Origin of the sequence: Rivularia sp. PCC 7116, from assembly GCF_000316665.1 — a bacterium.
Classification (GTDB): Bacteria; Cyanobacteriota; Cyanobacteriia; order Cyanobacteriales; family Nostocaceae; genus Rivularia.
The window spans coordinates 5,233,929-5,247,435 of the sequence record NC_019678.1 but is presented as its reverse complement, the minus strand read 5'-3'; the positions used below and the strand labels follow the sequence as shown (position 1 = coordinate 5,247,435).

9 protein-coding genes are annotated in these 13,507 nt (G+C 36.2%); 2 read left to right on the top strand and 7 right to left on the bottom strand.

All coding sequences use genetic code 11. The features are described from left to right. Positions 1-735: 735 nt before the first annotated feature. The 5 genes from RIV7116_RS20270 to RIV7116_RS20250 form a co-directional block, all read right to left on the bottom strand. Positions 736-1,926 (bottom strand): glycosyltransferase, encoded by a 1,191-nt coding sequence (locus RIV7116_RS20270; protein ID WP_015120180.1) that lies wholly within the window; start codon positions 1,924-1,926, stop codon positions 736-738. A gap of 43 nt (positions 1,927-1,969) precedes the next feature. Continuing rightward, a complete protein-coding gene (locus RIV7116_RS20265; protein ID WP_371261555.1) occupies positions 1,970-3,016 on the bottom strand; it encodes a glycoside hydrolase family 5 protein in 1,047 nt (348 codons plus the stop codon). A gap of 320 nt (positions 3,017-3,336) precedes the next feature. Next, the gene (locus RIV7116_RS20260; RefSeq protein ID WP_015120178.1) at positions 3,337-4,506 is read right to left on the bottom strand and encodes a glycosyltransferase family 4 protein; all 1,170 of its coding nucleotides are present in this window, start codon (positions 4,504-4,506) and stop codon (positions 3,337-3,339) included. Between the two features lie 21 nt (positions 4,507-4,527). Continuing rightward, entirely contained in the window at positions 4,528-5,724 is a 1,197-nt protein-coding gene (locus tag RIV7116_RS20255) for a glycosyltransferase (protein WP_015120177.1), read from the bottom strand. Between the two features lie 26 nt (positions 5,725-5,750). Beyond that, positions 5,751-7,067 carry an O-antigen ligase gene (locus RIV7116_RS20250; RefSeq protein WP_015120176.1) on the bottom strand — a complete coding sequence of 439 codons (1,317 nt, stop codon included), beginning with the start codon at positions 7,065-7,067 and terminating at the stop codon, positions 5,751-5,753. A 710-nt stretch (positions 7,068-7,777) separates the two neighbouring features. Between RIV7116_RS20250 and RIV7116_RS20245 the strand changes: the two genes are divergently transcribed. Both RIV7116_RS20245 and RIV7116_RS20240 read left to right on the top strand, forming a co-directional pair. Then, on the top strand, positions 7,778-10,105 hold the full coding sequence (locus RIV7116_RS20245; protein WP_015120175.1) for a tyrosine-protein kinase domain-containing protein: 2,328 nt from the start codon (positions 7,778-7,780) through the stop codon (positions 10,103-10,105). 63 nt (positions 10,106-10,168) lie between these two features. Continuing rightward, positions 10,169-11,506 carry a lipopolysaccharide biosynthesis protein gene (locus RIV7116_RS20240; protein ID WP_015120174.1) on the top strand — a complete coding sequence of 446 codons (1,338 nt, stop codon included), beginning with the start codon at positions 10,169-10,171 and terminating at the stop codon, positions 11,504-11,506. 64 nt (positions 11,507-11,570) lie between these two features. Here RIV7116_RS20240 and RIV7116_RS20235 read toward each other — a convergent pair whose 3' ends face one another. Next, positions 11,571-12,458: a CPBP family intramembrane glutamic endopeptidase gene (locus RIV7116_RS20235; protein WP_015120173.1), complete on the bottom strand. Its 888-nt coding sequence runs from the start codon at positions 12,456-12,458 to the stop codon at positions 11,571-11,573. 124 nt (positions 12,459-12,582) lie between these two features. Next, positions 12,583-13,488 carry a LysR family transcriptional regulator gene (locus RIV7116_RS20230; RefSeq protein ID WP_015120172.1) on the bottom strand — a complete coding sequence of 302 codons (906 nt, stop codon included), beginning with the start codon at positions 13,486-13,488 and terminating at the stop codon, positions 12,583-12,585. Positions 13,489-13,507: the final 19 nt, after the last annotated feature.

Here is a 13,507-nt window from a genome sequence, read left to right as displayed (position 1 = left end):
GCTTTTCCCCTTATTAAGGAGAGGTGTATATTCTAAAAACTGAAAACTGCGATACAAGGGGCAGCAATTAAAAATTGTTAGAAATCCTCGTGGTGGTTTCAAATGTTCTCATAGCATCGTGAAGGTATCAGGACTTACGCAATTGTCATAACATCTGGTTGGTGCGTGACACTAAAAACATTATTACTACGTTTCTACATAGCTAAAAGTGTCACGGCACCCTACGTTCAAATGTTTCGGTTGCGTAAATCCTAAGTATATAAAGCGGCTAGAAAACCTAAACTGCATTTTGCCCGGTGTACAAGAAAAATATGTGCCGTCGTATAAGTTCTAACTACAAGTATTTATCCGAACTTGATACTAAGCTGATGTGCGACTAATTGTATAAATAGACGAATTAAAATTATTGTAATGCAAGTATCTTGGGCGCTGATTTTTATAAATTAAACACGCAACAGCTTATTCAATCGAAAGCCACTACAGTAATCCGATTTAATTGTTGATTGAGTTTAGGTATTCTTAGAGTGTCTTCATGCAATAGGATAATTTTGCAACTAACAACATAATATGTACTTTTAATTTGCAGATGATTGTGATGGAAGTAAACGCTATTCAAAAAAATCTGTATATAGCAATAAACCCCTCTATGGTTTTTTTAATAGAAGGGTTCATAAATAAGATGTCCAAACTGATGCGTAAAAAACTCAATAACCTATGTTTTATTTACGATTAGCTTTATACAATCGAAACCACCTTTGCTAGATTATTCAAATAGGTTTTTCTGACTAACATTTCTGAAGTATTCTCCAGTCCAACTTTATTTAAAATTTCTTCCCAACGATATACCCAATCATGTCTCAGTAATGAATTAATTATATTGTCTTTACGTATTTTCCGCAGCTTTTCTGGTTGTGCATCTAGTTCAGCGATGATATCCGCTATCTCAGTAGTATTATCCGGTACTTCAATTACAGCATCAGGCCAGTCAAAATATTTACTATAAGCTTCGCAAACTGGTGGAATTCCCAGCATAACTGCTCCCCCTGCTGCACCTTCAAAAAAGCGGGAACCTAATTCTTCTTGAGTACCTGTTTGACTCCCACTATCAAATTTTGCTTTGTTAGCAATAAAATAGCGGCTTCTTTTAATTAAATTACTATACAAAGTTCGATGTTCTTTATAATTCCTCATTTCTAGACCCCTTAGAGTATCGTATAAATAGAGGAAGTTGTCGCGTTCAGTTAATTTAAGCAAAGACTGATGTACAATTGACGAGCGACGACCTATGCTGTAAACATCAATATGTCTTTGAGGATCTTGGGGATAAGGACAAAACTTTACTGCATCAACGGCATAAGGCAAACTGTAACAAGGACGTTTAACTAATTGGCTGATAGCATTCACACTTTGACTTTGAGTCGTAAATATATAGTCAAAGTCTTTGGCAAGTTTTAAACAAAGTGCAGTTTTGTGATTTTCAATTTCTTTTGCCCAAAGTTCATCGATCCATAAAACGGCTTTTTTGCATTTGTCACGCCATCCTTTGATATCGTTAATACAAGTTAAATCCCAAAAATGCTGACAAATAAAGAATAATAAATCATATTCTCGATCTATTACTAATTCTTCGCAGCCAGAACGTAATAGTTTGCTTTGATTTAAAGCTAAACCAGTATAGTTGGCTATTTTCTTTCTAGCTTCGGATTTAAAGCTAGATACATATGCCTGTGACAGTAAATCAGCACTGTCAAAAGTATTAATTACATCTTCAAATTCATATTCTGCCGAACGAAAAGCTTCGGATTGATAACCTCGCATTGACACTATTAAAATACGGGGTTTCTTATGATGATTAATATAGGGCTTTTGAAAGCTTGAAATAGCTTTTGCTGGAAAATTTAATTTACGAGCCGTAGTTTTTAACATAATTGCAATCAATTTTTATCTAAAATTCTTTGAAAATGTCATATTAAGGTAATATTTTGTTCAATAGCGCTTGTTTTGAATCATTTACTGTTCGCCAATCATCTTGCAATACACCTCCGGTACCTTTACTGTTGGGATTCCAACACCAATAAGCAAAGCTCAGTTTGTTTTGGGCAATATAATCTACAAACTTTCGCTGCCAAATGCCTTCTTTAGATTTGCGATCGACGTGATACCCTCCAAATTCACCAACGAGAATGGGAGCAATATTTTTTCTATGAATGTAGTTAAATCCTATTTCCCAACGCTGGTAAAGATTTTTGGGAAAATCTGGTTCTTGAAACCAGGAAACTTTTGAACCACCGTATTCGTGAGGAGAGTACACCAGTTTACTAGGTTTTTTTAGATGCACGGGATATTCCCGAACACCTTCTAAATTTGCACCCCAAAAGTAACCATGCTGTATTTGATTGGGTACGTTTTTTTCTATACCCTCTACTACAATCAACCAGTCAGGATTAATATCAAGAATCTTGTCTCCAGCCTTTTGAACAGCTAAACGCCAATCAGTTGAAGTATCATCGGTTCCCCAACTTGCCCGCCCGTGGGGTTCGTTTTTCAAATCTGCACCGATAACATTAGGTTGATTTTTATAGCGTTTAGCCAAAAGAATCCAGGTATTTATCCAATCCTCTTCTGTAAAACCATCTCCATACCAAACTTCTGAAATATGTCCATCCTTGAGACAATGACTATCTAATAAGATTAATAATCCCTGTCTGTGCGCTTCCTGGATAACTAAATCCATAACTTCTAAAGGAGTTTTTCCATGAAGTTCTGAATTTGCACCAATAGAAAAATCAACACCACTAATGTGTGAAGATTTCATCGCTTCCACAGAATAAGGCAAGCGAATTATGTTATAGCCCAAGCTTTTTATATGAGCGAGCATTTGCTTATAGTCTCTAACCCATAAACCATGAGGTGCATGGGTATCAACTTCCATGCCAAACCAGTTGATACCACGCAGTACGACTACTTTACCCGTATTATCAACAATCTGAGATTTTTTTGCTGATAAGGGAGGCACGATGGTAGTAGCTGCGATAGAAGTATTAACTTGAAAAATATTGATAAATTGGATAAAAAACAGACTTAAGCTTATGCAAAGCAAACTAAACAATAAGCCTTGGAGAATAAGTTTTTTCGACTTTCTGGAATTAATATCGATTTTAAATATATTGCAAAATAGCTTCCATACAACTCGTGCTAAAGGCTTGAATATACTACGTTTTAATTTATATAGAATTCGCATAGTGTGAGGTCGAAGCAGCATAACTACTTTATCGAGGTCTGCTTTTGTATACAGGTAAACAAATTTTGTATCTATTCTTAATAAATGGAATAGAATTAAATATAATTAATTGCACTTTTGACGCTGCTATAGAAATTTTCTCTTCTAAGCACAGACCATGTAAGTCTGTTATCAATCAGTTTTGCACGTTCAACTTCGTGCAAATTTGGCTCTTTATTTAACGCTAATAACTGCATCAAACACAGAGCAAAACATTCTGGTTCGTCGGCTATCTTAATAGCACAGGGGTAATCTAATATCCCTCGCATTGCAACAGTTGTAGCAACTATTGGACTTCCCGAAGTAATAGCATCTAAAGTCTTGATCTGAATTCCACCGCCACTGATTGAAGGAATCGCAACTACTTTAGCTTGTGCCATAAACACTTGTGCATCATTGACAAAGCCGCAATACTTAACATTTGGATATTTATCCATTAACCATTGGGCACCAGAACCAGCGATATGAATCGATATGTTTGTAGGTAAGTGGGGATAAACTGCTTGGAAAAACCACTCCAAACCGTACTTATTAGCTTTCCAAGTCCAGCTACCAATGATGCCAATATCACAGTGTTTAATTGCAGAATTCTTAGGTGGTCTTGCGCGGATGGAAGGCAGATGAAACACTTTACTAATTGGATTTTGACTATAAAAGTAATTAGAGTCATAGGGTGTTAGCGTCCATACCTGTTTTGATGAAACAGCTAATTTGTCTTCCATCTTTTTGATCAGACGAGCTTCTCTTTTATATATGTATTTTGATAGAGGTCTCTGGGCATTTTCTAATTGTGCTTCATACAATTGATGCTCCAAGTTATGAGCAATAAAAATTACTTTAGACTCTTTAGGAAACAAAGGCAATAACCAACCTAGTTGTGCATGGTCAATTATGACAGTTTCGTAGTTATCTCTATGTAAAATACTTTTTATTTTTGTTAAGTATTTTTTCGAGTAGTATTTAGCTGCTGAGTAAGGAAGATGTTTTAATAAACTTAAAGCCATCCATAAAAATGAATAATATTTCGATTTTTCTGTTTCGATATATCTTTGTTCTACTACAATTTCATTCTCATTTTTAGGCTTGGTGTCATTAGGACGTTGATATCCAACAACTAATACGTCATGTCCGCATTGCTTTAAAGCATTAATAAAGCATTGAGATGCAATTTCCCCACCTGTTCTTCTTCCACTTGGAAGAACGGTTGTTAAATATAGAATTTTCATCGAAATAAATTTACGATTAATTTAAATTAATGACCTAATGTCCGAAACAACTTCCTTTATGACTTGAGTTCCAAATAGCGATTCAAGTAGTTTCGGCTCAATGCGAATTTCTTCTGAGTTAGAAAGTAAATTGATAATAGAATTGGCAAAAGATTGCGTATCTGAAGCTATTCTGAAATACTGTCTGACGCACAGGGGTAAACCCGCTATTCCTTGAGGTGTGGAGACAATTGGTTTACCAGCCATCAACATTTCTAAGGACTTGATACTAACTCCACTACCAGTTAAAACTGGATTAATTAAAACCCGCCCGGAATTGTAAATGTCTGTAGAAGATGGCGGATTGATACTTATATCTACGCCATCAGTTTCTTCACATAGCTGTCTAATTTTATTTATCGGTTTCGCTCCGGCAATTAAAACTTTAATGTCAGAGAAATGCCTGCGAATTTCAGGTAGAACCTGAGTCAAAAACCAAATAATACCCGCTACATTATTATTAGAATATAGGTTGCCTAGAAAAACAACATCATAACGAGCATATGGGTTAATCTTATGATGAAGTTTATTTTGAGCATGAGATTGATAAACTTCCATTAAAGGAGGTAAATAGCGTCCATTGCTAAATCCATGAGATTTCCAAAATTTTAAATCTTCTGCCGAAATATCATAAAATAGAAGACTATTTTTTAGTAAAGATTTTTCATATGTTTCTAAATGAGCCAGGGATAAATATCTTTTGATTTTACTTGTACCTATAGCTGAAGCAAATAATCGTTGGTAATACAAATGCTCAATATTATGAGTACGAGTCACTATTGGTATATCAAAATGATGGCTGAGCTTTGATGCTATATCTCCTCCGTGAATACCATCTAACCAAATTACATGAGGTTTAAAAGTACGAACTTTAGAAACTAAGTGATTTAATTTTTCTGCTTCTATAAGTCTAGAAGTTACTTCTAGAGGGTAACGGAGTAAATTTAAGATTCTCGAAGCTTTAGTACATAAGTCATATTTGAAGGGAATAAAATACGTAGAGCTAACATACTTTTTAATTTCAGCAACTTCTTCAGGTTGCGGAATTTTATCAAACCAGCATATAAGCTGTAAATCTACGCCAACCTGAGAAAAAGCTTTTATTCTTCGCCACATATCTACCCGCCCTCCGTGAATCGCGGGGTAGGGTATATCATGACATACTAACGTAATTTTCATTATCTATCTTGTCTCGATTAATACGATTATTTATGCTTAGTAAAAGCTCTTACATTCATCCAGTCTTGCTTTATAAAAGAAGGATGGTATTGATAATTTTTAGCTTCTCGATACTCTATAGCTAAAGAAAAAACAGTAGAAACGTATACTATCCAAAAAATACTGTTTGTTTCCACCAAAGTGCTTTCGCTAATGTTGTACATAACTAAAAAAGTTAAATACATTAAAGGCCAAGCACCTTCTATGCATTGAGTAATTCGCAACCACATTACTCCTTTAAAAAAAGTAGTAATAAAACTCAATATAAATACCACTAAGCCTGCAATTCCGAGCTCTATGAATAAATCCATAAAGCCATTGTGTCCGTAAGGACATTCCCATGCCAAAGTACGCCAAAGATAAGCAGTTATTTCACTGCCCCAATCTCTCCAAACAGCATTAAATCCGTACCCCAGCCAGGGACGCTCCCAGATTAAATCGAACATTGCACTCCATATATCGGTACGTCCGGTTAGAGTCAAGTCTTTTCCAAATGCGTCGGCAACAATGGGTAAGTTATCTAATAACAGAGTCAATATACTTCCAACGGTAAGTATCAATGCAATACTTAAAGGGATTAACTGGTTGTAATTACGTCGCCAACTTCTGTAAAGAGGCAAAATAGCCATTAAAGATAGACAAACGACTAAAGAAGTCGTGGAAGTTGAAAGTACGATTAAAGCAATAGAGAGAATAAAGCCAGCCCAAGGAACCCATCGGTATCTAGGATTTTGGATCGGATTACTCATAGCAACAAATAAAAATACTATGCTGCTTAGATTCATCAATCGACCTAAGATATTTTTATGGGTCATTATTCCACGCCAAGAACCGGCATGAATCCCTCCTTCTTGAACTGTCATTAACCCATACTTAGGCAGTCCGATTGCAAACATAAAGCTCAGTATTATTACAATGCCAAGCGCGCAAGCTAATAACTGCAACTGCTCTCTCAAAGTGAATCGCATTGCCATATAGACAGCAAATACGCTTGTTCCTAAAAGCAGTATGCTACGTCGCGGAGTAATGTCAGGTGCAACAGTCCATAATGTTGAGGCTAAGACAATTCCTAAGAATACCCATATCCAGATATCTTTCTGTGCAGCACGTACAAAATTTTTCTGATGCTTCACTATTAACAAGAAAGTAATAGTGTAAACTAACATAAAAAATTTAGGGCTGTAGGAATCGTTACCTATACTCCCACTACCTCCTTCTATAAGTACGGGTATTAAAGCACTTGTAGAAAGAAAAAGAGTAAATACAACAAATATCTGTTCGGCTAGCTTTGGCAATTTTGGCATACCGAATATATTTCCTAAATATATTAATTATTTATGAAATGAAATACCGTAATTTTAAAGGTATCGTTAAACTTCATAATTTCATTTAAGCGAAATAACTGATGAAGTTTTTCAATTAATGAACCAAGTATTAGCTTTTGTCAATAGAGCAATTTTGCTTGACACAGGCATAATTATTTTATTTAAATACTTCATCTGAAGCATACATATTGATATGTAGAACTCTTAAAGCTCAGATTGAGTAAAGACTTTAAGGTTTAGTACATCTATAACATTTTTTATTTACTGAATATATTATTTAAATAATTATGCGTGTTTTCACTCTTTTCGTGACAAGAACTCGCGAATATTTCACTTAATCTTCATCGGCAAGTTTTATTTTGGTAAAGTTTTTATTAATTAGAGTCCATTTGCGATTAAGCGAGATATGTTGAGGATATTGCCGAGTTAGTGAGTTTTCAAATAATATATGTCGCAACATATTACTAGAGATTTTTGAGAGGTAGTAAGCAGAAAATACCGCTCCCTGTTACATCTTATTTAAACATTGTATTAACTAAGTAAACGAAATAATACTATACTTAAGTACTTTTTAATACTTTGCATAACTAGTATTATAATTATCTTCACAATTAAGTTCGCTGAAAACTTATTTACAATTCGTTTATTAACCGAAACTGTATCTGAAATTGTTTTAAATGGGATTTTGAATGGAAACACAAATGCCAGCAAAAGAACACGATTTGCAGCCTTTGAACGAAACCAAATCTTTACCGAGAGAACCATACTGGTTATTAAAAAGACCTGCAAATATTGAAGAAGAAAATATTGGTTTTGGTCAGATTTTTTCGATGTTGCGTCGTCGAGCAGCTTTGATTGTTAGCATAGCAGTCATCGCAACTACGGGGGCTGTTATATATGGTTCCACTCGCACTCCCAAGTATGAAGGCAAATTCCAATTATTGGTTGAACCTTTAAGAAATTCCGAAAGCGAACTGCTAGTTTTGCTATCTCAAACTCTTCAGCAGGATGTAAACAAAATCACCAGACAAAACAATACGGCTTTAGATTATCAGGCTTTAGTAGAAGTTTTGAAAAGTCCGAAAGTCATTGAACCCGTGGTTGAGAAAATTCAGTCTCAATATCCTGGTGTTACCTATAGCAAATTAGTTGGAGGTAGTAAAGCTGGTAAAGTACCGAGTAGCGTTAAAGACGGGCAGTTACATATCAGTCGTCTTGCACAAGGTGAAATAGAATCCAGAGTTATAGAAATTCGCTACAAGGATTCCAATCCTCAAAAAGTCCTATTTGTTTTGGATAAAGTCTCTGAAGCTTACCGTAAGTACAGTCTCGAACAGCAGCAAACGAATTTACGTCAGGGAATCAGATTTGTCGAGCAGCAGATTCCGAAATTGCGATTGCGAGTCAGTACTTTGCAAGGAGAAATGCAGCGGTTTCAACAAAATTACAGTTTGTTTAATCCCGAGCTGCAAGGGAAGCAGTTACTTACTAGGGTTGATGAACTGGAAACAACAAAGATAGAGGTTACCAAACAACTTGCAGAAACTAAGTCACTTTATGCTTCCTTACAAAGTCAGTTGGGAATGTCACAAGATGCAGCAATTGCGGCTTCAGCCTTAAGCGAGTCACCCCAGTATCAACAAATTCTGAAGCGGGTTAGAGATATAGAAGCTCAAATTGCTACAGAGTCAGTACGTTTGAGCGATGCTAATCCAGTAATGGTATCTTTACGACAGCAACGTCAAAAGTTATTACCTTTATTAAAGCGAGAAGCTCAATTGGCTTTGGGCGGGCAAGTATCCGATAATTTACTCAATTCGCCAGTTGGGACTTATCAAAATTCGGTGCGCCGCGATTTGATTCAAAAGATGGCTGAAACTGCGAATCAGATTCAGTTATTAGAAGCAAGCTTTAAAGCTACCGATGCTGCTTTAGGTGAATTAAACCAACAAATCAAGCAATATCCAGTAGTTGCCGGTAGATATGCCAATTTAGAGCGAGAATTACAAGTTGCTAGCGATACTCTCAAACAGCTTTTAGGCAAACAAGAAGCCTTGAGAGTGGATGCCGCACAGCAGGAAGTACCTTGGGAATTAATTATGTCTCCAAGGTTGCCAAAAGACAAAACTGGTCAATATGTAGCAGATGCTTCTAAGGGTAAACTCTATATTGTTTTGGGAGGAGCAGGAGGATTACTTCTAGGTGTTTTAGCTGCCTTTTTGCTAGAAAATGCTCAAAATGTTTTTCACGATTCAAAAGAGGTTAAACGAACCGCAAAGTTACCCTTATTAGCGACAATTCCTTACTTAAGAGAATTGAAACTACTGCCTCCTGCCGATAAGGAATTAGTTTATACCTTGGAAAAAGACGAGCGTTTGCTTCCCGCAGGTAAAAACAGACGCAATAAGGAGTATGGAACATCTCCTTACATCCAGGCTTTTTATTCTTTGTATACTAGAATTCAAGCTTTAAAAGAAGAAACCCCTATTGCTTCATTAGTAATAACATCTGCAAATCCGGGAGAAGGGAAAACAACCGTTGCAGCAACATTTGCTAAAACCGCCGCAGAAGCAGGTTTACGAGTGCTTTTAGTAGATGCAAATTTACAGAATCCTCAAGTACATCACAGTTTAGGTTTGATAAATACCCAAGGGTTGAGTGAAATACTTTCTCAAGGTTTAGATTTGAACGATGCACTCGGACAATCTCATGAAGAAGAAAACTTATTTGTGATTACCGCAGGAGAAATACCGCGCAATAGTGCAAAGCTTTTCTCCTCACCAAGAATGCGAAACTTTGTAATGCGATCGCAATCTGATTTTGATTTAGTGGTGTACGATACTCCTCATATTTTGGGACGTTTAGACACCAGTATTTTAGCTACCCATGCCGATGGAATATTGATGGTTGTCGGACTCGGTAAAACGGTTCGTCCATCACTTTCGACAGCATTGGATGAATTGGAAGCCGGACGCAATAACGTATTGGGTTTAGTTTCCAACACTATGGAATCTTAAATAATCTGAAGAATGGCGATTATTTAAGTATCAAAATTTAATAACTTTCCATCAATACAAATTGTGAATTCCTTAAACGCAATTACCAGGTATATCAATAAAAAAATATCTAGCCAGTTTATTCGTAATCTGGGCTGGCTAGGTATTGCTGAGATATGTTATAGAGTCCTACGTTTAGGACTAGTAGTTATCACTGCTAGATATTTAACTCCCCATGACTATGGTTTAGGAGCAATCATTCTTGCAGTGCGGGAGTTTGCAATTACTTTCGCTGATGTCGGTATCGGTGCAAAAATTATCCAAGCTGAGGAGAAAGAACTGCCGCATTTATGTAGTTCTGCTTTTTGGCTAAACTGGGTAATTTTTGCCAGTTTATTCATGATTCAGGCTATTGCATCGTTTCCTATCGCTTCGGTTTATCGCAGTAAAGAGATTATTTTTCCAATAATTGTTAGTGGAATAGCTTATTTAATTTGGCCTATTTACGGTATCCAAAAAACTTTAATTCAGAGAGAAAATCGTTTTAAAGTTATAGCATTTACCGACACTATTCAATTCTCCATTGCTGGTGTGTTAACAGCAATTTTTGCTGTTATGGGCATGGGAGTATGGGCGTTTGCTTTGCCAATAGTTCTAGTCGCGCCTTTAGAAATAATCATATATTACAAATATCATTCTTGGCGACCCAAAGAAGGATTTACAACACTATATTGGGATGAGATATTAAGTTTCGGCAAGAATATTTTGGGTGTGGGATTACTTAAAACTTTGAGAAATAACCTAGATTATTTGATAGTTGGACGCTTAATCAGTGTCGAAGATTTAGGAATCTACTTTTTCGGTTTTAATGCTGGTTTAGGAATTAGTTTAAGTATTATCAATGCCATTAGTTCGGTGATGTTGCCTCACTTATGTGAAGCTCGTATGGAATGGAGTGAGTTCAAACATCGCTATCTCCACAGTATCAGAACTATTGCGATGATAATTGTTCCTTTTGTTTTACTGCAATCTAGTTTGGCTCCCATCTACGTTCCTATCGTTTTTGGTGAGAAATGGATACCAGCCATACCTATTCTGATAATAGTTTGTTTGTCAGCAATTCCCAGACCTTTTGCAAATGCAGCTTCTCAATTATTGATAGCTATTGGTAAACCTCATTTAGATTTATGGTGGAACGTAATTTTTACTAGTTTATTTGGTGTCTTCTTGTTAATAGGTGCTAGTAGTGAATATATTGTCAATACTATTTTTGATGCTGACACTGTTAACAGTTTGACGCTGATGATAGGAGAAAATTGGCAAGTTATTGGTATCGCTTTAGCTGTTTTATTAGTCCATCTAATTTTCTTACCATTTTTTACTCTCTGGGCAACACGTTATGTTTTCCCGAAGAAAGTATAAAAAATGAACATGGGTATGGTTAATTCAAAGATGAAAAGCACAATATTGTATTAAGTTTATTCGTTTATTTATCTTTATTAGCATTGCTTAAATAGGGAATCATTGTATCTTTAGGAGGCCAGTTTTTCCAGACAAAGCGTAATAATATAGGTAATGAGATTGACATCATTAGAAGACCCAACCACCAATAATTAATTAAATTTTGCAGGCTCTGTGCTGGTTCGTAACTCGATGAATCGCTGGGTAGAAGTTGCGATGATACAGCTAGAATGTTATTTAAGGCGTGAAAAGCAATTGGCATAATTAGAGAGCGCGTTTTAATGTAAAGCAGCCCGAGAATGATTCCTAACAACGTCAATCCAATTGGATTTTGGGGATGTAAAAAACCGAAAAGCAATGATGAGGATAACAAGCCCGCACGGATTCCCCATTTAGTTGCCCAACGTTGTAATATAATTCCTCTAAACAGAAATTCCTCCGTTACTGGCGCTACTATACAAAATGCAAGACTTACCAACAGATTAGATGCCAAAGAGTTGGAATTTTCAACGGTTGGAGTATTCGCAACATTGCGTAGAAGTTGTTCGACAAAATACGGTGCTGCTAATGAGAGTAAATAAAATAATACTATGAACGCACTAAGGGAAAAAATTATCGCTAGTGGAACTAACCACGCTAACCACAGCCAATTATAGTTTTTTGGAAAATCGCCTACTACATATTTAAGTTTAGCTCTCAAGCGTTCAAAGTCTTTTACCGACCAAAGGCAAAGTAACACAAACTGGACAATATAGATTGCGATTACTGAGTCTTGCTGATTTAATTTTAAGCCGCCACTTGTTTGCAAAAAAATTAATCCAGAGGTAGTAATTAGGGATACAACTATAAACCGCAACACCAAATAACGAAACTTGAGCGATCTAAAAGGATTGTCTGTATTTTGGAGTGGCATTAGGGTTTATGGTTAAAATACTTGAAAAACTAAGACAGCTTCTTATTTGAGGCTGACTCTATAGTAATCCTAGATGATATTGATTATAAGAGTTTGTATTTCTCTAAATGATTAATTTAATTACTTATTTATTGAACTGTTGAATCAAAAAATTAACAAAAGTTTGAACTCGAAGTGCATCGCGACGATTCGGTAGATAAAGCGCGTAAATTCCTGCATCCATATCTACTAATGGATGAAACTGAAAATCCTGAAGAACTGCTTGCAATTTCCCTTCACTAATATCTTCGCCAATCAACCAAGTTGGCATCAAAATTAAACCCAACCCATCTAAACAAGCTTGTCGAAGTACTTCAGAATTATTCGCTACCAACGAGCCTTTAACTTTCACCTCACAAACTTCTTTATCTCGCTTAAATCGCCAAATTTCATAGCCGGTAGAGTAGCTAAAGCATAAACAATTGTGATTGACTAAATCGTCGGGATGCTCTGGTATACCATACTGCTCAAAATAACGCGGACTTCCACAAACACAGCGCGTATAAGATGTAAGTTTGCGGACAATCCAACTAGCACCAGAACGTTCAAGATTACCGAGACGAATAACTAAATCTAATTCTTCTTCCACCGGATTAGCTAATGCATCGCTCAAAATCAAATTTAGCTGCATTTCGGGATACTGTACCAAAAAATCTTTAATCAACGGTGCAATATAGAGTCTTCCAAAAGCTACGGGAAGACTTACTTTGAGCAAACCTCGCGGTACTTCATCTTGTTCTGCCACCGAACAATTAGCTGCTTCCACATCAGCCAGAATTCGTACCACTTTTTCATAATACCTGCGTCCTTGAGGGGTAAGGGTAACGCTGCGGGTGGAACGGTTAGTTAATTGAGTATGCAGCATGGTTTCAAGAGAATTAACTTGACGAGTTACAGAAGAAACCGCAACTCCTAACTGCCGAGATGCTTCGGAAAAACTACCCGTGTCAACTACCTTTACAAAGGCTTGCATTGCAGCAAATTGATCCATTATTTACTTTTGCATAAAA

Bases quoted from the DNA above. Each gene is read 5' to 3' on its own strand.
- RIV7116_RS20270 (WP_015120180.1), bottom strand. From the start codon at position 1,926: ATGTTAAAAACTACGGCTCGTAAATTAAATTTTCCAGCAAAAGCTATT.
- RIV7116_RS20230 (WP_015120172.1), bottom strand. From the start codon at position 13,488: ATGGATCAATTTGCTGCAATGCAAGCCTTTGTAAAGGTAGTTGACACG.
- RIV7116_RS20260 (WP_015120178.1), bottom strand. From the start codon at position 4,506: ATGAAAATTCTATATTTAACAACCGTTCTTCCAAGTGGAAGAAGAACA.
- RIV7116_RS20250 (WP_015120176.1), bottom strand. From the start codon at position 7,067: ATGCCAAAATTGCCAAAGCTAGCCGAACAGATATTTGTTGTATTTACT.
- RIV7116_RS20255 (WP_015120177.1), bottom strand. From the start codon at position 5,724: ATGAAAATTACGTTAGTATGTCATGATATACCCTACCCCGCGATTCAC.
- RIV7116_RS20245 (WP_015120175.1), top strand. From the start codon at position 7,778: ATGGAAACACAAATGCCAGCAAAAGAACACGATTTGCAGCCTTTGAAC.
- RIV7116_RS20235 (WP_015120173.1), bottom strand. From the start codon at position 12,458: ATGCCACTCCAAAATACAGACAATCCTTTTAGATCGCTCAAGTTTCGT.